Annotated in this window: 18 protein-coding genes; 11 read left to right on the top strand and 7 right to left on the bottom strand. The window is 68.4% G+C overall.

What is annotated here, in order from left to right; all coding sequences use genetic code 11:
• The gene (locus tag JJL56_RS08425; protein WP_200484981.1) at positions 1 to 675 is read right to left on the bottom strand and encodes a Tim44/TimA family putative adaptor protein; all 675 of its coding nucleotides are present in this window, start codon (positions 673 to 675) and stop codon (positions 1 to 3) included.
• A 242-nt stretch (positions 676 to 917) separates the two neighbouring features.
• Here JJL56_RS08425 and JJL56_RS08430 point away from each other — a divergent pair, with 242 nt between their 5' ends.
• Both JJL56_RS08430 and secB read left to right on the top strand, forming a co-directional pair.
• The gene (locus JJL56_RS08430) at positions 918 to 1,535 is read left to right on the top strand and encodes an FxsA family protein (RefSeq protein ID WP_145623161.1); all 618 of its coding nucleotides are present in this window, start codon (positions 918 to 920) and stop codon (positions 1,533 to 1,535) included.
• A gap of 100 nt (positions 1,536 to 1,635) precedes the next feature.
• On the top strand, positions 1,636 to 2,133 hold the full coding sequence (secB, locus tag JJL56_RS08435) for a protein-export chaperone SecB (protein WP_035670309.1): 498 nt from the start codon (positions 1,636 to 1,638) through the stop codon (positions 2,131 to 2,133).
• Between the two features lie 142 nt (positions 2,134 to 2,275).
• Here secB and rho read toward each other — a convergent pair whose 3' ends face one another.
• The gene (gene rho, locus JJL56_RS08440; RefSeq protein ID WP_145623162.1) at positions 2,276 to 3,532 is read right to left on the bottom strand and encodes a transcription termination factor Rho; all 1,257 of its coding nucleotides are present in this window, start codon (positions 3,530 to 3,532) and stop codon (positions 2,276 to 2,278) included.
• A gap of 379 nt (positions 3,533 to 3,911) precedes the next feature.
• Between rho and JJL56_RS08445 the strand changes: the two genes are divergently transcribed.
• A complete protein-coding gene (locus JJL56_RS08445) occupies positions 3,912 to 6,671 on the top strand; it encodes a cation-transporting P-type ATPase (RefSeq protein ID WP_200484891.1) in 2,760 nt (919 codons plus the stop codon).
• Between the two features lie 245 nt (positions 6,672 to 6,916).
• On the opposite strand, the gene hemJ is transcribed toward JJL56_RS08445, so the two are convergent.
• On the bottom strand, positions 6,917 to 7,345 hold the full coding sequence (gene hemJ / locus JJL56_RS08450; protein WP_145623164.1) for a protoporphyrinogen oxidase HemJ: 429 nt from the start codon (positions 7,343 to 7,345) through the stop codon (positions 6,917 to 6,919).
• Between the two features lie 49 nt (positions 7,346 to 7,394).
• Positions 7,395 to 8,420, bottom strand: coding sequence for a uroporphyrinogen decarboxylase (gene hemE, locus JJL56_RS08455; RefSeq protein WP_200484982.1), 1,026 nt, complete (start codon positions 8,418 to 8,420; stop codon positions 7,395 to 7,397).
• A 447-nt stretch (positions 8,421 to 8,867) separates the two neighbouring features.
• On the opposite strand from hemE, the gene JJL56_RS08460 reads away from it, so the two are divergent.
• Genes JJL56_RS08460 through dnaQ form a run of 5 tightly spaced genes read left to right on the top strand, consistent with a single transcriptional unit; the run spans position 8,868 to position 12,481 of the window.
• Positions 8,868 to 9,716, top strand: coding sequence for a pyruvate, water dikinase regulatory protein (locus JJL56_RS08460; RefSeq protein WP_145623165.1), 849 nt, complete (start codon positions 8,868 to 8,870; stop codon positions 9,714 to 9,716).
• Positions 9,713 to 10,321, top strand: a complete 609-nt coding sequence (locus tag JJL56_RS08465) for a Maf family protein (protein WP_200484892.1) — start codon at positions 9,713 to 9,715, stop codon at positions 10,319 to 10,321. Before JJL56_RS08460 ends, JJL56_RS08465 begins: the two co-directional genes overlap by 4 nt.
• Positions 10,318 to 11,157: a shikimate dehydrogenase gene (locus tag JJL56_RS08470; protein ID WP_200484893.1), complete on the top strand. Its 840-nt coding sequence runs from the start codon at positions 10,318 to 10,320 to the stop codon at positions 11,155 to 11,157. The genes JJL56_RS08465 and JJL56_RS08470 overlap by 4 nt, the downstream gene beginning before the upstream one ends.
• Before the next feature lie 9 nt (positions 11,158 to 11,166).
• Entirely contained in the window at positions 11,167 to 11,811 is a 645-nt protein-coding gene (gene coaE, locus JJL56_RS08475; RefSeq protein ID WP_200484894.1) for a dephospho-CoA kinase, read from the top strand.
• Positions 11,804 to 12,481, top strand: a complete 678-nt coding sequence (dnaQ, locus tag JJL56_RS08480) for a DNA polymerase III subunit epsilon (protein ID WP_200484895.1) — start codon at positions 11,804 to 11,806, stop codon at positions 12,479 to 12,481. Before coaE ends, dnaQ begins: the two co-directional genes overlap by 8 nt.
• Positions 12,482 to 12,575: 94 nt before the next feature.
• On the opposite strand, the gene JJL56_RS08485 is transcribed toward dnaQ, so the two are convergent.
• Genes JJL56_RS08485 through JJL56_RS08495 form a run of 3 tightly spaced genes read right to left on the bottom strand, consistent with a single transcriptional unit; the run spans position 12,576 to position 16,117 of the window.
• Positions 12,576 to 13,550 (bottom strand): quinone oxidoreductase family protein, encoded by a 975-nt coding sequence (locus JJL56_RS08485; RefSeq protein ID WP_200484896.1) that lies wholly within the window; start codon positions 13,548 to 13,550, stop codon positions 12,576 to 12,578.
• A gap of 21 nt (positions 13,551 to 13,571) precedes the next feature.
• Entirely contained in the window at positions 13,572 to 14,093 is a 522-nt protein-coding gene (locus tag JJL56_RS08490; RefSeq protein ID WP_200484897.1) for a methylated-DNA--[protein]-cysteine S-methyltransferase, read from the bottom strand.
• Positions 14,094 to 14,098: 5 nt separating this feature from the next.
• A complete protein-coding gene (locus JJL56_RS08495; protein WP_200484898.1) occupies positions 14,099 to 16,117 on the bottom strand; it encodes a thioredoxin domain-containing protein in 2,019 nt (672 codons plus the stop codon).
• Positions 16,118 to 16,271: 154 nt separating this feature from the next.
• Between JJL56_RS08495 and JJL56_RS08500 the strand changes: the two genes are divergently transcribed.
• Genes JJL56_RS08500 through mnmE form a run of 3 tightly spaced genes read left to right on the top strand, consistent with a single transcriptional unit; the run spans position 16,272 to position 18,245 of the window.
• Entirely contained in the window at positions 16,272 to 16,523 is a 252-nt protein-coding gene (locus JJL56_RS08500; protein WP_014238933.1) for a DUF6489 family protein, read from the top strand.
• Complete coding sequence (locus tag JJL56_RS08505) at positions 16,520 to 16,879, top strand: (2Fe-2S) ferredoxin domain-containing protein (protein WP_145623173.1); 360 nt, start codon at positions 16,520 to 16,522, stop codon at positions 16,877 to 16,879. The genes JJL56_RS08500 and JJL56_RS08505 overlap by 4 nt, the downstream gene beginning before the upstream one ends.
• A 34-nt stretch (positions 16,880 to 16,913) precedes the next feature.
• Positions 16,914 to 18,245, top strand: a complete 1,332-nt coding sequence (gene mnmE, locus JJL56_RS08510) for a tRNA uridine-5-carboxymethylaminomethyl(34) synthesis GTPase MnmE (protein WP_200484983.1) — start codon at positions 16,914 to 16,916, stop codon at positions 18,243 to 18,245.
• The last annotated feature ends 30 nt before the right edge of the window (positions 18,246 to 18,275 follow it).

Genomic DNA, 18,275 nt, shown 5'->3' on the forward strand with positions numbered 1-18,275 from the left:
TCATTGAGGGGTGCGGGTTTCGACGAGCGCCCAGTTCGGGTCGCCGGCGCGGGTGTTGCGGGCGAAGGTCCAGACGTCCACAGCCTCGACCACGGCGTTCGGATCGCCGTCCACCACGGCACCGGCGCTGTTGCGCACGACGTTCATCTGCTCCGACACGAACTTCACCGTGACCAGCGCGGTGCGGCCGTCCATGCGGGCCTCCACCACGTCGGCGTCGGTGATCGTCTCGATGCGGGTCTCCAGAGTCTCGCCGGCCGACTGGCGCTCGCGCACCGCACGGGCGAAGTTGTCGTAGACCTCGTCCGACAGCAGCGGGCGCAGCGTCGCGGTGTCGCCCTTGGCGAAGGCCTCAACGATCATCTGGAAGGCGCCGCGGGCGCCCTGCAGGAAATACTTCTCGTCGAAGCTGGGATCGGCCGCCTTGATCTGCTCCAGCGCGGTGGCCAGCGACACCGGCTCGTCCGGCGACGGGACGGCGTTCGGCACGGGCCGCTCGCGGTTCGGCATCGCGACCACGTTGTCGGGCTGGTTGTTGGGGCGGGCCGTGAAGGGGTTCGGCCGCTGACGCTCCTCACCGGTGCGGCGGCCGAGCACGCTGCGCAGCCGATACACGAGAAACGCCGCGATCATCGCGAAGATCAGGATCTCGACGAACACAAACCCATCTCCCATCATCCATCCTTCCGGGTGACTGAAGGCCGGCCCCGAAATCACCGGCCCCGCTTGATCCACTACTGGACCCTTCGGCGGGTGAGCATTAAGTGTACCGGAACGGTGCCGGGACCAAGTCCCAGCTCGCTCTCTCCGCCGAGGATTCCACCCGATGACCCGTGCCGGAGCTGTTCTTCCAACCAAAGATCGGGTGCGTACCCTGGTGTAGATAGGCCCTCGGGGTTGAAAGAGCAAGGACGGCCATGAATCCACTGTTGCTGTTGTTCCTTCTGCTGCCGATCGCGGAAATCGCGACCTTCATCGAGGTCGGCGACCGGATCGGCGCCGGTCCGACGGTCGGGCTGGTGATCCTCTCAGCCATTCTCGGGTCCGTGCTGATCCGCTGGCAGGGCCTGTCCGTCCTGAAACGCGCTCAGCAGGCGGCGGAGCGCGGCGAGAGCCCGGTTGGCGCCGTTTTCGAGGGGTTCTGCGTCGTCGTCGCCGGCCTGCTGCTGATCATCCCCGGATTCCTGACGGACATCGTCGGGATTCTGCTGTTCGTGCGCCCGATCCGCAACGCCTTGGGCCGCTGGCTGTTCGACCGTATGAAAGGTGCGGCCTCCTTCCAGATGCACGGCCGCATGGGCGGCCAGACGGGTGGCCAAAGCTGGAACGCCGGCGATCAAAACAGCCCTCACGGCGGCCCGCGCAACCGCCCGCCGCCGGGCGTGATCGACGTCGAATACCAGGAGGTCGACCCCGACGGCGGCCGTCCGGGAAACGCCGGTCCGGCGGACCGCGACGGGCCGGACGATACGCCCAAGCTCGGTGACTCCCGCTGGGCGCCGCCCGGCTCGCCCTACCGCAACGACCGCGGGTGAAACACGCCGGTTTCACTTTGTGGAGCCAGCAATTCCGTGCTAGCCAGCGGGTCTTGAAGACCTTTCCATCGTGATGCCGCCCCGCGGCCAGGAGTTGTCCATGTCCGATCAGCAGATCAACGGTCAAGATCAGGAAGCCGCCTCGTCGCTGCCGATGCATGTGCTGGCGCAGTACGTGAAGGACCTGTCCTTCGAGAACCCCAACGCCCCGCAGAGCCTGCTGCCCGGCCAGCCGCAGCCGCAGGTCAACATCGGCGTGGACGTGCAGGTTCAGCCGATGGGCGAGGACGTCTACGAGGTCGTGCTCAAGCTGCATTGCGAGGCCAAGCAGGCCGAGGCGACCGCCTTCCTGGTCGAGGTCGCCTATGGCGGCCTGTTCCAGCTTCCGGGCCTGCCGCAGGAGCATCACCGCCCGGTGCTGCTGATCGAGGCGCCGCGGATGCTGTTCCCCTTTGCCCGCGCCATCGTGGCCGGCTGCACCCAGGACGGCGGCTTCCCGCCGCTGATGATCAACCCGATCGACTTCGTGGACCTGTACCGCCGCCAGACCGCCGGCCAGCAGGCCCAGGCCGAAGAGGCGCCGCAGTCGCCGTTCTGATGCCGCCGTTCTGATCCGGTCGTCCTTCTGGCCCGGACCACCGGTTTCGGACAAACAAAAAGGCGGGAGGCTCCACCGGGGCCTCCCGCCTTTTTTGTGCCCTCCCCGCCCTTGGATCGGACGGGGATGAGCCAATGACCGACTACTGATTCATGGACTCGAAGAATTCCGAGTTCGACTTGGTGTGCTTCAGCTTGTCGACCAGGAAGTCCACCGCGTCGGTCACGCCCATCGGCATCAGGATGCGGCGCAGAATCCACATCTTGGAGATGGTGCCCTTGTCGACCAGCAGCTCCTCCTTGCGGGTGCCCGACTTGGAGATGTCGATGGCCGGGAAGGTGCGCTTGTCGGAGAGCTTGCGGTCCAGCACGATCTCCGAGTTGCCGGTGCCCTTGAACTCTTCGAAGATCACCTCGTCCATGCGGCTGCCGGTGTCGATCAGCGCGGTCGCGATGATGGTCAGCGAGCCGCCCTCCTCGATGTTGCGGGCCGCGCCGAAGAAGCGCTTCGGGCGCTGCAACGCGTTGGCGTCCACGCCGCCGGTCAGCACCTTGCCCGAGGAGGGAACGACGGTGTTGTAGGCGCGGGCCAGACGGGTGATGGAGTCCAGCAGGATGACCACGTCGCGCTTGTGCTCGACCAGCCGCTTGGCCTTCTCGATGACCATCTCGGCGACCTGGACGTGGCGGGTCGCCGGCTCGTCGAAGGTGGAGCTGATGACCTCGCCCTGCACGGAGCGGGCCATGTCGGTCACCTCTTCCGGACGCTCGTCGATCAGCAGGACGATCAGATAAGCTTCCGGGTGGTTGGTGGCGATGGAGTGGGCGATGTTCTGCAGCATCACCGTCTTGCCGGTGCGCGGCGGGGCGACGATCAGCCCGCGCTGGCCCTTGCCCAGCGGCGCCACGAGGTCGATGATGCGGCCCGTGTAGTTCTTCTTGGTCGGGTCGTCGACTTCCATGCGCAACCGCTCTTCCGGGTAGAGCGGGGTCAGGTTGTCGAAGTTGATGCGGTGGCGGACCTTGTCCGGCGCATCGAAATTGATCGTGTTGACCTTGAGAAGGGCAAAATAGCGCTCGCCGTCCTTGGGCGCGCGGATCTGGCCTTCCACCGTGTCGCCGGTGCGCAGGCTGAAGCGGCGCACCTGGCTGGGGCTGACATAGATGTCGTCGGGGCCGGGAAGATAGTTGGCCTCCGGCGAGCGCAGGAACCCGAAACCGTCCTGAAGAACCTCGAGCACGCCGTCGCCATAGATCGGAACATCGTTTTCCGCCAGCTGCTTGAGGATGGCGAACATCATGTCCTGCTTGCGCAGCGTGCTGGCGTTCTCGATCTGCAGTTCCTCGGCGAACGCCAGCAGTTCGGCGGGGCTCTTGCACTTCAGCTCTTGGAGATGCATGGGGGTGCCTTAAGGGAATCGGTCATGCGAGGGGGAGTGCCAGAGGTCCCGGGCCGGCGCAGGGTGCGTCGGTTGAGCGTCGGACGGCGCTGAAGGCTGGGAATGCCTGTCGGACGTCGCGCCCAGATCGTTGGGGAGGGACGGAACGGCGGATGTGGGATGGGTGCCCGCGAGGCTTGCCGCCCCGTGGTGGGAAAGATGGTTAGCGGAACGCCGTCTGCAAGTCAAATGAAAGCGAATTCTTGGAAGCAGGGTGGAATCTTGCACGTCTTCGTCCGGGTCACGATGCCGCATCCCCTGTTATCCAGGCCACCGGGGTACGACCTGGACGTTCAAGACAGAAGCGGTTTGGCAGGACAGAAACGGTTTGGTTGAAATCATGACCCCACATGACCGTTCCGGACCCGGAAACATCGTTGCTCCCGAAGTCTCCACCGACCCCCTGCCCTGGCACGCCCAGCCCCCGGACAAGGCCTTGGCCGCGCTGGACAGCCCCGACGACGGGCTTACCTCCGAGGAGGCGGCGGACCGTCGGCACCGGTACGGTCCCAACCGGCTGACCCCGCCGCCCCGGCGGTCGGCGCTGATTCGCTTCCTGGCCCAGTTCGACAATCTGCTGATCTATGTGCTGATCGGCGCCGGAATCGTCACGGTCCTGCTGGGCGAATTCGTCGACGCCGCGGTGATCGCCGGCGTCGTGCTGATCAACGCGGCCATCGGCTATGTCCAGGAAGGCAAGGCGGAGCAGGCGCTGGACGCCATCCGCAACATGCTGTCGCCGCAGGCGGTGGTTCTGCGCGACGGCCATCAGGTGACCGTCCCGGCGGAGGATCTGGTGCCCGGCGACCGTGTCCTTCTGGCCTCGGGCGACAAGGTGCCGGCGGATCTGCGGCTGGTCCGGGTCAAGGGGCTGCGCGTGCAGGAGGCGGCGCTGACCGGGGAATCCCTGCCGGTCGCCAAGAGCGCCGATGCTGTCGCCCCTGACGCTCCCCTGGCGGAGCGCGGCGGCATGGCCTATTCCGGCACGCTGGTGGCCCAGGGACAGGCCACGGGCGTCGTGGTGGCCACGGGGGATGCGACGGAGCTGGGCCGCATCGGCACGCTCCTGGCGGGCGTGGAGGAGCTGACCACGCCGCTGCTCGCCCAGATGGCCGTCTTCGGGCGCTGGCTGACCATCGGCATCCTGGCGCTGACCGCGCTGACCTTCCTCTACGGCTCGCTGGTCCAGGGGGAGCCCTGGCCGGACATGGTCATGGCCGCGGTCGGTCTGGCGGTGGCGGCGATTCCGGAAGGGCTGCCGGCGGTGATGACGATCACTCTGGCGATCGGCGTCACCCGCATGGCCCGGCGCAACGCCATCATCCGCCGCCTGCCGGCGGTGGAGACGCTGGGCTCGGTCGGGATCATCTGCTCCGACAAGACCGGCACGCTGACCCGCAACGAGCTGGTCGTTCAGACCGTGGTGACTGCCGCAGGCGACTGCGCGGTGACCGGCACCGGTTACCGACCCGAGGGCGAGTTCCGGCGCGACGGCGTGGCCCTGGACCCCGCCGCCGATCCCGTGCTGACCGAGCTGGCCCGCGCCGCCCTGCTGTGCAACGACGCCGAGCTTCAGCGTGGCGAGGATGGCGGGGACGGCAGCGGCGGCTGGACGGTGGCCGGCGACCCGACCGACGGCGCCCTGCTGGCGCTGGGCATGAAGGCCGGGCTGGACGCGCGGGAGGAAGCCGTCCGTTGCCCGCGTACGGACGTCATCCCCTTCGAATCCGAACACAAGTACATGGCCACCCTGCACCATGACCATGAGGGGCACGGTCTGCTGTACGTCAAGGGCGCGCCGGAGCGCGTGCTGTCCATGTGCGCGCACGTACGGGCCGCGGACGGCGGCAGCGGGCCTCTGGACGCCGGCCACTGGCTGGGACGGGTGGAGGACCTGGCGGCGCGCGGCCAGCGCGTCCTGGCGCTCGCCGGCCGCCCCGCCCTGCCCGGCCAGACCGTGCTGGACATGGACGACGTGCGGGAGGGGTTGACCCTGCTCGGCCTGTGCGGCTTCATCGACCCCGCGCGCGAGGAGGCGGTGGCGGCGGTGGCCGAGTGCCAGGCGGCCGGAATCCGCGTCAAGATGATCACCGGCGACCATGCCGGCACCGCCCAGGCCATCGGGCGGCAATTCAACCTGTCCGGCGACGCCGTCTCGGGAAGCGAGCTGGACCGGCTGGACGACGCGGCGCTGGTCGCCGTGGCGCGTGACGCCGACGTCTTCGCCCGCACCACGCCGGAGCATAAGCTGCGCCTCGTCCGCGCGCTCCAGACGGCCGGACACACGGTCGCCATGACCGGCGACGGGGTGAACGACGCCCCCGCCCTGAAGCGCGCCGACGTCGGCGTCGCCATGGGCTGCAAGGGCACGGAGGCCGCGAAGGAGGCCGCCAGCATGGTGCTGGCCGACGACAACTTCGCGTCCATCGCCCACGCCGTGGAGGAAGGGCGGACCGTCTACGACAACCTGCGCAAGACGATCCTGTTCATGCTGCCGACCAACGGCGCCCAGGCTCTGGTGATCCTTGTCGCGGTGCTGGCCGGCTACACGCTGCCGATCACCCCGGTCCAGATTCTGTGGGTCAACATGGTGACGGCGGTGACGCTGGGCCTGGCGCTGGCCTTCGAGCCGCCGGAGGCCGCGGTGATGAAGCGCCCGCCCCGCCCGCAGGACGAGCCGATCCTGCCCGGCTTCCTGATCGGGCGCATGGTGCTGGTGATGGCGCTCCTGGTCGCCACCAGCTTCGGATTCTTCCTGCTGCACGAGGGGAACGGCGACCCGACGCCGGTCGCCCGCACCATGGCCGTCAACGCGCTGGTGATGGGGGAAATCTTCTTCCTGCTGAACGCCCGTGCGGTCACCGCCTCGGTGCTGAATCGGCGGGGCCTGTTCGGCAGCCGCCCGGTGTGGATCTCCATCGGCCTGATGCTGGTCTTCCAGCTCGCCTTCACCTATGCCCCGCCCCTGCAGAGCCTGTTCGGCACGGCGGCTGTGGACTGGACGCAGTGGGTGGCCATGACGGCGGCCGGTCTGGTGATCTTCCTGGCGGTGGAGGCGGAGAAGGCGATCACCCGCCGGGTGATGGAGCGGCGGGGCTGACCGCCTCTACGAGTCCGGGTCACCGATGTCGTAGCAATGGTCAGCGACCCAGCCGCGGAACGCCTCTTCGCTCAGCATGCCGGCGGCGAGCGCCAGAATGGTGTCCGCCGCATCCTGCCAACCTTGGTCAGTTTGGTGGTGTGCATGGCGACCTCCGCGCTGGATCCGCACAGCATGTAATTACGCTCGTTATTACGTCAGGGGCGATGGTCGGCCCGTACCAACCATCGCCCAGCCCTATTCCATCAGAACGGCTTCACGATCACGAAGATGACGATGCCGATCATCAGCAGGGTCGGCGCTTCGTTCCACATGCGGAAGAAGCGTTGCGGGTGGGTGTTGCGGTCCGCCTCGAAGTCCTTGCGCCAGCGCGCCATCATCATGTGCGTGACGGTCAGCGCCAGGACGAACAGCAGCTTGGCGTGCAGCCAGCCCTGCTTCATCCAGGCCGGTTCCATCACGATCATCGCGATTCCGAACAGATAGGCCGCGCCCATCGCCGGATTCATGATGGCGCGCAGCAGGCGGCGCTCCATCACCTTGAACCGCTCTGAGGATTCGGAGCCCGGCGCCGTCTCGCAATGATAGACGAACAGCCGCGGCAGATAGAGAAGCCCGGCCATCCAGGCGATGATGCTGATGACGTGCAGAGCCTTGACCCAGAGGTAAAGCACTGGAATCCCCTTCCCTTCCCGTTGCGCGCTTTTTTAACCCACCGGCGCCTCAGCCCCGGTTCGGCCAGTCCTTGATCAGACGGGCCAGCTCGGCCACGTGTTCCGGCGGGGTGGTCTGGATCACGCCGTGGCCCAGGTTGAAGACGAAGGGCCTGCCGGCGAGCGTCTCCAGAATCTCCGACGCGGCGGTCCGCAGCGCCTCACCACCGGCGGCGAGCATGATCGGGTCGAGGTTGCCCTGCACCGGCAATCTGGATTGCAGATTCCCGGCCGCCCAAGCCACCGGGACGGTGGTGTCGAGCCCGACCGCATCCACCCCACTGCCCGTCACGTACTCCTCATAGGAGAGGCCCGCACCACGCGGGAAACCGATGACCGGAATCGCGGGGTGGCGCGCCTTGATCAGATCCACGATGCGGCGCGTCGGCTCGATCACCCAGCGGCGGAATTCGCCGGCCGGCAGGACGCCCGCCCAGCTGTCGAAGAGCTGCACCACCTCGGCTCCGGCTTCGATCTGGGTGCACAGGTAATCGGCGGTCACCTCGACCAGCAGATCCATCAGCGCACCGAACCCGGCGGGGTCGCCGTAGGCCCAGCGCTTGACATGCGCGTACTCCTTGGACCCCGCCCCTTCCACCATGTAGCAGGCGATGGTCCAGGGCGCCCCGGCAAAGCCGATCAGCGTGGTGTGCGCCGGAATCGCGCTGGAGAGGCGGCGGACGGTCTCGTAGACCGGCTCCAGCCGCTCGTGGAAGCGGTCGCGCGACAGGCGTTTGAGGTCTTCCACGCTTCTCACAGGGTCCAGCTTCGGCCCCTCGCCTTCCAGGAAGGTCAGCGGCTGGCCCAGGGCGTGCGGCACCACCAGGATGTCGGAGAACAGAATCGCCGCGTCCATGTCATAGCGGCGCAGCGGCTGCAGGGTCACCTCGACCGCGTGGTCGGGGTTGTAGCACATGTCCAGGAAGCTGCCGGCCTTGGCGCGCAGTTCCCGATATTCCGGCAGGTAACGGCCGGCCTGGCGCATCAGCCAGAAAGGCGGACGCTGACGCACCTCGCCGGCAAGGGCTGCGAGCATCGGCTTGGCAATTTCGGACACGGCCTCGGACACGGCGAATCGTTCCCCTGTAGGTGAATCGGGACTGCGGGTTATCACCCTCTACTCAGTATTCTTTTTAAGGAGAGAAAGGAAGAAGGGGTAGTGGAAGCCTGTGGAAAACGGGAATCCCCGCTTTGCGCGGAATCCTCCACAGGCGGGGCGGCGCGCTGTGGACGAAAACCGGATTCTGTGGACGACTCCGGACGCTTTTGCCGGAAATGGCGGAAATGCTATACCGCGAAGCCTGGGAATCCCGTGGATAACATGGTCCGCGCGAGTCATTGTACCCATGTTCCGGACAGGGCACGCGGATTGTCCCGAAGGGGGCGCCAGCGGGGGCGACGAGTCCCGCCCGGAGGGACAGAATCCAGGAGATCCCCGTTGTCCACAGATTCGGACGGGTTCTCCACAACACGTTGGGGACGGATGAGACAGTTCCATCTGCATCTTGTGTCGGACGCGACCGGCGAGACGATCAACAGCGTCGCCCGCGCCTGCGTCATCCAGTTCGACGATGTTCGCCCGGTCGAGCATTTCTGGAATCTCGTGCGGACCGAGCGTCAGCTCGACATGGTTCTGGAGGGCGTCCAGGAAAATCGCGGCCTCGTCATGTTCACGCTGGTGGACGAGAAGCTGCGCCGCCGCCTCCAGGACTTCTGCCGCGAGGTGCAGGTCCCCTGCATTCCCGTGCTCGACCCGCTGATCAACGCGCTGGCCGCCTTCCTCGGCGTGGAATCGCAGCGCCAGCCCGGACGCCAGCACGCCTTGGACGCCGAGTATTTCGGGCGCATGGACGCGATGGACTTCGCGCTGGCGCACGACGACGGCCAGTCGAGCTGGGATCTGCACGAGGCCGACGTGATCCTGATGGGCGTGTCGCGCACCTCCAAGACGCCGACCTGCATCTATCTGGCCAACCGCGGCATCAAGGCGGCGAACATCCCGATCGTTCCCGGATGCCCGATGCCGCCGGAGATCGAGAAGCTGACCCGGCCGCTGGTCGTCGGCCTGACCAAGGACCCGGACCGTCTGGTGCAGATCCGCCGCAACCGGCTGAAGCTGCTGAACCAGAACGAGTCCTCGACCTACGTCGACCCCGAGGTGGTGCGCGCCGAGGTCACCGACGCCCGGCGCATGTTCACCCGGCGCGGCTGGCCGGTGATCGACGTGTCGCGCCGTTCCATCGAGGAAACGGCGGCGGAGATCATGATGCTGCTCGCCCGCCGCCAGAGCGGCGGCTTGCCCGGCGTCGTTCCCGAGGGGCCGGCGACGTGAGCGGAGCGGTTCCCACGGTCGTCCTGGCCTCTGGTTCCCGCACACGGGCGGAGATGCTGGAGCGGGCCGGCGTGCGCGTGACGCTCGCCCCCGCCGCGGTGGACGAGGAGGAGATCAAGCTGGCCGCCCGCGCCGAGGGCGCCCCGGTCGAGGATGTGGCCGAGGCGTTGGCGGAGCTGAAGGCCCAGCGCGTCACCCGCAAGCATCCCGGCTCCCTGGTCATCGGCGCCGACCAGATGCTGGAGTGCGAAGGCCGCTGGTTCGACAAGCCGGCGGACCGGGCCGCGGCGCGGGCGCAGTTGCAGGATCTGCGTGGCAGGACGCACCGGCTGGTGAGCTGCGCCGTGGTGTTCCGCGACGGGGAACGGCTGTGGCACCATGTGGACCGCGCCCGCCTGACCATGCGTCCCTTCAGCGACGCCTTCCTGGACTCCTATCTCAACGCGGCGGGCAACGACGTGCTGGGGTCGGTCGGCGCCTATCACCTCGAAGGGCTGGGCGCGCAGCTCTTCCACCGGGTGGACGGCGACTTCTTCACGATCCTCGGGCTGCCGCTGCTGCCGCTGCTCGGGTTCCTGCGGGTGCATGGGGTGATTGCGGAATGACGATCAGCGGAAAGGCGAAGCTGGCCGGTGTGATGGGCTGGCCGATCGGCCATTCGCGCTCGCCCCGGCTGCACGGCTATTGGCTGGAGCGGTACGGCATCGACGGCGCCTATGTGCCGCTGGCCGTGCCGCCCGACCGCATCGAGCAGGCCATCCGCGCCCTGCCCGCGCTGGGCTTCCGCGGCTGCAACGTGACGGTGCCTCACAAGGAGGCCGCCTACCGCACGGTCGATCGGCTGGACGCCACCGCCAGGCGGATGGGTGCCGTCAACACCATCGTGGTCGGCGAGGACGGGTCGTTGGAGGGGCGCAACACCGACGGCTTCGGTTTCATCGAGAACCTGAAGAGCGGCGCACCGGGCTGGAAGGCCGCGGACGGTCCGGCGCTGGTCATCGGGGCTGGTGGTGCGGCGCGGGCCGTGGTGGCCTCGCTCCTCGACGAGGGTGCGCCGCTAGTCTGGCTGGTCAACCGCACGCGGGCGCGGGCGGAGGAGCTGGCAGCGGACATCGGCGGCAACATCGAAACCGCCGATTGGGTTTCACGTGAAACGCTTCTCGAAGGGGCGGCGCTGGTGGTGAACACCACGACGCAGGGCATGGCGGGCCAGCCGGCGCTGGAGTTGGACCTGCGCGCCTTGCCCAGTTCGGCCGTCGTCACCGACATCGTCTACACGCCCCTGATGACCCCGCTGCTGACCGCGGCGCAGGCCCGCGGCAACCGCGTGGTGGACGGCGTCGGCATGCTGCTTCACCAGGCCCGCCCCGGCTTCGCCGCCTGGTTCGGCCGGGAGCCGGAGGTGACCGACGGGCTTAAGGCCGCCGTTCTCCAGGGCTGAGGTTTCACGATGATCGTCTTGGGACTGACCGGCTCCATCGGCATGGGCAAGAGCACGGCGGCGCGCATGCTGAAGCGCATGGGGGCGCCGGTCTGCGACAGCGACGCCGTGGTGCATCGGCTGCTGGGGCGCAACGGCGCCGCGGTGCCGGCCATCGGCGCAGCCTTCCCCGGCGTGGTGGTGGATGGCGCCGTGGACCGGCGGGCATTGGGCGCGGCGGTCTTCGGCAACCCGGCAGCGCTGAAGCGGCTGGAGGCGATCCTTCACCCGGCGGTGCAGGCCGCACAGCGGCGTTTCCTGAAGCAGGCGGCGCGCCGCCGCGTCCGCGTTGCGGTTCTGGACATTCCCCTGCTGTTCGAGACGGGCGGGGAGCGGAAGGTGGATCGCACGGTGGTGGTCACCGCCCCCTTCCTGTTGCAGAAGTCACGGGTGCTGGCGCGGCCGGGCATGACGCCGGACAAGTTCGCCGCTATTCTGGCCCGGCAGATGCCCGACGCGGAGAAGCGGCGGCGTGCCGACCACGTCGTCAACACCGGCGACGGGCGGCGGGCCACCCGGCGGGCGCTGCGCAACATCCTCGCCGACGTGAAGCGGCGCCGCGGCCGGCAATGGCCGCCGCGGGGATACCAGCCCGGACAGGTGGTTCATGCGTGAGATCGTCCTCGATACGGAAACGACCGGCTTCAAGCCCGAGGAAGGGCACCGGCTGATCGAAATCGGCTGCGTCGAGCTGCACAACCACGTTGCCACCGGCAAGACCTTCCACTGCTACGTCAACCCGGAGCGCGACGTGCCGCCGGACGCCGTGGCGGTGCATGGGCTGACGACGGAGTTCCTGTCGGACAAGCCGCTGTTCAACGACGTGGTGGAGGAGTTCGTGGCCTTCATCGGCGACGCGCCGCTGGTGATCCACAACGCGGCCTTCGACATGCACTTCCTGAACTGGGAGATGCGGATCGCCGGCTATCCGGTGATGCCGAAGGACCGGGCCATCGACACGCTGCTGATGGCGCGGCAGAAGTTCCCCGGCGCGCCGGCCACCCTGGACGCGCTCTGCAAGCGCTTCGGCGTCGACAATTCCAGCCGCACCTACCACGGCGCGCTTCTCGACGCCCAGCTTCTGGCCGAGGTGTATCTGGAGCTGCGCGGTGGGCGGCAGGCCGGTCTGGCGCTGGCCTCCGGCCCGGCGGCGGGCGGTCCCGCGGCGATCCGCATCGACCGCCCCTACCGTGCCCCACGCGCCCACGCGCCCAGCGAGGAGGAACTGGCGGCCCATGCGGAGCTTCTCAAGAAGCTGAAGAACCCGCTCTGGGCCACCGAGTGAGCTGTTCCCTCTCCGTCCTTAAAATCCCCTCTCCCCTCCGGGGAGAGGGTTAGGGTGAGGGGGTTGCACTTGTGCCGAACCCCCTTCTTCCCCCTTACGGCAGCAGCACCGTCGACCCGGTCGTGGCGCGGGACTCCAGCGCCCGGTGGGCCTCCGCCGCGTCGCGCAGCGCGAAGGTCTGGCCGACGTTGATGGTCACCCCGCCGCTATGCACCACCTCGAACAGGTCGGCGGCGCTGGCCATCAGGTCGTCGCGCTTGGCGACGTAGCTGAACAAGGTCGGGCGCGTGACGTAGAGCGAGCCCTTGGCCGCCAGCACCTGGAGGTCGAGCGGCGGTACCGGCCCGGACGCCGCCCCGAACAGCACCATGAAGCCGCGGGGCCGCAGACAGTCCAGGCTGTCCATGAAGGTCGTCTTGCCGACGCCGTCATAGACCACCGGCACGCCCTGCCCGTCCGTCAGGTCCTTCACCCGGTTCACGAAGTTGTCGCGCGTGTAGATGATGGGATGGTCGCAGCCGGCGGCGCGGGCCAGTTCCGCCTTCTCGTCACTGCTGACCGTGCCGATCACCGTGGCGCCCAGATGCTTCGCCCACTGACAGAGGATCTGGCCGACGCCGCCAGCGGCGGCCTGGACCAGGATGGTATCGCCCGGCTGCACCGCGTAGGTGGAGCGCAGGAGAAACTGCGCGGTCATGCCCTGGAGCAGCATGGCGGCGGCCTGCCGGTCCTCGATCCAGCTCGGCAGCGGGATTAGCCGGTCGGCGGGGGCGAGGCGGGCTTCCGCGTAGGCGCCGATCAGCGGTGCGTAGCCCACCCGGTCGCCGGGCTTCAGCGTCGTCACGTCCGGCCCCACGGCCTCGACCACGCCGGCGCCCTCGGTCCCGATGATGGCGGGAAGCTGCGGCAGCTTGTAGGCGCCGGAGCGGTGATAGGTGTCGATGTAGTTCAGCCCGACGGCGGTCTGGCGCAGGCGCACCTGACCGGGGCCGGGGTCGCCCACCTCGATCTCGTCCCAGCGCAGCGCTTCGGGTCCGCCGTAGTCGTGGATGCGGATCGCGTGAACCATGGTGGTTGGTCCCTTCCCTTTTTATAGAAGCTGAAGCTCCAGCGTATCGCCGGCGTTTTCCGCTGTCACCCGGTACCGCCGCTCGTGGCGGAGCAGCCAATCCTTGGTCCGCAGGCCGCCCAGGCCGGAATAGCCGCCGGGCGCCCCGCCGCCCCCGACGATGCGGTGGCAGGGGATGATCACCGGAATCGGGTTGGCCCCGCAGGCCCCTCCCACGGCCCGCGGCGCCGTCTCCAGCAGCCGCGCGACGTCGCCGTAGGTCAGGACGCCGCCGTAGGGAATGGCCTGCATCGCCGCCCAGACCTTCTGCCGGAAGGCCGTCCCGCGGGGCGACAACGGCAGGTCGAAATCCAACCGCGTCCCGGCGAAATAGTCGCGGAGCTGGCGCGCCGCCTCTTCCAGCACGGGATCCGGCCGGTCATCCCCCAGCCGTCCCCAGTCGAGCGCCACGATGGCGCCGGCGGCGCTGGTCAGGGCAAGCAGGCCCAGCGGGCTGTCGACGGTCAGGCTGCCGGTGGCCGCGTTTTTGAGGGTCTGCGCCATGTCGGTCATCTCCGGGTCAGGGCGGCGGCCAGTGCGTCGGGCGTGGTCACCGGGGGGGAGCAGGTCATGCCGGTGCAGACATAGGCGGTCGCGACCGCGCCCTGCATGCCCTTGCCCTGCGCCGGATGTCCGGCAGGCAGATCGGTCCCCGGCGGCAGGACGCTGAGGATGCGGTCGGGAAGCGGTCGGTCGAGCACCGCCCGGCGCAGCGCCACGGTGTCCGGCGCCTGCGGGTGCCCAATGATGACGATTTGCAGGGCCTTCTGAAGAAGCTCCGCCGCGTTCAGGTAGGTCGGCAGCGGGAAGAAATTGCGGCTCAGCTCACCGGAGAAGGCGGCGGCCAAAGCGTCCGCCCGCTCCCGGTAGGCGGCCTCGCCGGTGCGGTGGTGCAGGGTCGCCAGCACGGCCAGCATGGTGCCGTTGCCGCTGGGGGTCGCCGCGTCGCCGGCCGACTTGGTGCGGACGATCAGATCGTCGGCGTCGTCCGCCGTGTAGAAATAGCCACCGGCCTGGGAGTCCCAGAAATGCGCGTCGAGCACCCGCACCCAGGCCCGCGCCTGTTCCAGCGCTCCGGCGTCGCCGGTCGCCTCTTGCAGGGCGAGTGCTGCGCGCGCCATGTGGGCGTAGTCGTCCAGCGTCGCCCGGTGCTTGAGCTGCCCGGCCCGCCAGCTGTGCAGCAGGCGCCCGTCCTCGGTCATGCGGTCGCGGACGAAGGCGAAGGCGCGTTGCGCGGCCGCGATCCACGCCGGCTCGTCGAAGACCATGCCGGCCTGGGCGAGCGCCGCGATCATCAGGCCGTTCCAGTCGGCCAGCACCTTGTCGTCCCAGCCCGGCTTGATCCGCGTCTCCCGCTCCCGCCAGAGGATCGCCCGCTGTTCGGCCAGCACCGCCTCGGTCTCGGCGTCCAGCGCCTCGATGCGGTGCAGCCGGTTGAGGATGGTCGCCCCCTCCCAGTTGCCCTGCGGCGTGACGCCGTAGGCGCGCTTGAAGACCTCGGCGTCGGGGCCGAGAAGCCGGTCGATCTCCTCCTCGTTCCAGATGTAGAAGAGGCCCTCCTCGCCCTCGCTGTCGGCGTCCTGGGTCGCCGCGAAGCCGCCGCCCTCGGCGATCATCTCGCGCAGCACCCAGCCCACCGTTTCACGGATGCGCGCCTCGAACAGCGGCTCCCGCTCCGCCTGCCAGACCAGGGTCATCAGGTCGAGAAGCTGGGCGTTGTCGTAGAGCATCTTCTCGAAATGCGGCACCAGCCACATCTCGTCCACCGAGTAGCGGGCGAAGCCGCCGCCCAGATGGTCATAGATGCCGCCCTGGCTCATATGGGCCAGCGTGTTGGTGACCGCCTCCCGGTACGGCTCCTTGCCGGTGCGCAGCCAGGCCCGCCACAGCAGCGTGAAGATCGGCACCTGGGGGAATTTCGGGGCATGGCCGATGCCGCCGTGGAAGGGGTCGACCTCGCGCACCAGCCGGTCGGCGATCTGGTCCAGCATGGCGAGGTCGACCTCCCCCGCCGCCCGGTTCTCGGCCAGCTTGCCCAGCGCGTCCTTCAGCGCGGCGACGTTGCGGGTCACGTTCTCCGGCTTGTTGCGGTAAGTCTCCGCCACGCCGCGCAGCACGTCGGGGAAGCCGGGCCGCCCATAGCGCGAAGCCGGCGGGAAGTAGGTGCCGCCCCAGAAGGGCTCGGCCTCCGGCGTCAGGAACATGGTCAGCGGCCAGCCGCCCTGCTGTCCCAGCATGGCCAGGGCCGACTGGTAGATCTGGTCGACGTCGGGACGCTCCTCCCGGTCCACCTTGATGTTGACGAACAGCTCGTTCATCAGCCCGGCGATCTCCGGGTTCTCGAAGCTCTCGTGCGCCATCACGTGGCACCAGTGGCAGGCGGCGTAGCCGACCGACAGCAGCACCGGCTTGTTCTCGCGCCTGGCCCGTTCGAAGGCGTCGCGACCCCAGGCCATCCAATGGACGGGGTTGTCCTTGTGCTGGAGCAGGTAGGGGCTGGTCTCCCGGCCAAGCAGGTTCGCGGGCATGAGAGGCGTTTCCGGTTTGTGGCGTGGTTGGGAATAAACTGGCGCGGCGGTGCCGTTGCGCCAGGGCTTCCTATCTGTATAGTGGGGCATGAGCCGAAGCGGCGCTCAACCCTTAATTTCCTGCGTACCGCGCGCTTTCCAAGGGAATGGGGCCATGAAAATCACCATCGACATCGACTGCACACCCGAAGAGGCGCGCCACTTCCTGGGCCTTCCCGACGTGAAGCCCATGCAGGACGCCATGATGCAGGAGATCCAGGACCGGATGCAGGCCTCCCTGCTCGCCATGGACCCCGAGACGATGATGAAGACGTGGCTGCCGGCGGGAATTCAGGGCATGGAGCAGCTTCAGAAAATGTTTTGGTCCCAGATGGCCGCCGCCATGGGACAGGATGGACGCAAGTGACCGATCCGAAGCCGTACTTCGAAGCCCATGTTTTCTCCTGCACCAACCGCCGCCCCGACGGACACAAGCGCGGCTCCTGTGCCGCCCGGGGTTCCGAGAAGCTCCGCGATTATATGAAGGCGCGCGCCCGCGAGTTGGGCCTGGACGGCCGGGTGCGCATCAACGCCGCCGGTTGCCTGGACCGTTGCGAGCTGGGGCCGGTGCTGGTCGTCTATCCGGAGGGCGTCTGGTACACCTACCGTTCCTTCGCCGATGTCGACGCGATCCTGGAGACGCATCTGGTCGGTGGTGGCCGTGTGGAGCGGCTCATGCTGAAGCCGGAACAAAAAGAATTGCTGCCGGAACAGGTCGGCTGATCGTTCCGGACCCGGCACGATGATATTTGGCATGATGATTCCGACGATCTTCGCCCTTGCCACCGCCCCCGGCCGCGCCGGTGTGGCGGTGGTTCGCGTTTCAGGCCCGGCCTCCGGCGACGCGCTCGCTGCCCTGACCGGCAAGCCCCTGCCCGCACCCCGCATGGCCACGCTCGTCCGGCTGCGCGATCCCAAGACCGGAGAGGCGCTGGATGACGCCCTGGTTCTGCGCTTCACCGCCCCCCGCAGCTTCACCGGGGAAGATGTGGTTGAGCTGCACCTGCATGGCGGGCGCTCGGTGGTGGCCGGCGTGGTTGAGGCGCTGTCAGGCCTGCCCGGCCTGCGCGTCGCCGAGCCCGGCGAGTTCACCCGCCGCGCCTTCGAGAACGGCAAGCTCGATCTCACCGAGGCCGAGGCGGTCGCCGACCTCGTGGACGCCGAGACCTCCGCCCAGCGCCGTCAGGCCCTGAGCCAGATGGAAGGCGCGCTTGGCAAACTCTACGACGGTTGGCGGGAACGGTTGACTCGGTCGCTCGCCCACATCGAGGCTGACATCGATTTCCCCGATGAGGATTTGCCGTCCGGCGTGTCGGATGCCGCGCGTCCCGTGCTGGATGCCCTGGCCGCCGAGATCGACGCCCATCTGGACGACCGCGGCCGTGGGGAACGGCTGCGCGAGGGTTTGCACATCGCCATCGTCGGCGCGCCCAACGCCGGGAAGTCTAGCCTGCTGAACGCCCTCGCCCGGCGGGAGGCCGCCATCGTCTCAGCCCGCGCCGGCACCACCCGCGACGTGATCGAAGTCCATCTCGACCTCGGTGGTTACCCGGTGGTGCTGGCCGATACCGCGGGACTGCGCGAGGCAGCCGCCGATGAGGTTGAGGAGGAAGGCATCCGCCGGGCGCTCGACCGCGCCGCACGCGCCGACGTGAAGGTCGCGGTGTTCGACGCCACCACCCTGCCCATGCTTGATCCGGCAACGGTTGCTCTGGTGGACAAGGACACGGTGGTGGTCCTGAACAAGACGGACGCGGTCGAGGCCGCGGTGCCGACAGTCGGCGGCTGGGAGACGGTTGCTGTCTCGGCCCGGACCGGTGCCGGCCTGCCGGAGTTGGAGCGGCGTTTGACGGCGTTTACCGCCGACCGGTTGGCCGGCAGCGGCGCCCCGGCCCTGACCCGCACCCGCCACCGTTCCGCTCTTGAGGAATGCCGTGACGCCCTGCGCCGAGCCTTGACCGCCCCATTGCCGGAGCTGATGGCCGAGGATGTGCGTCTGGCGAGCCGGGCCCTTGGCCGCATCACCGGTCGGGTGGATGTGGAGGATCTGCTGGACGTGATCTTCCGGGATTTCTGCATCGGCAAGTGACCCGGCCGCGGCGTGACAAACGCGCCGCGT

The sequence above is a fragment of the Azospirillum aestuarii genome, from assembly GCF_016632405.1.
In the GTDB taxonomy this organism is placed as follows: Bacteria; Pseudomonadota; Alphaproteobacteria; order Azospirillales; family Azospirillaceae; genus Azospirillum; species Azospirillum aestuarii.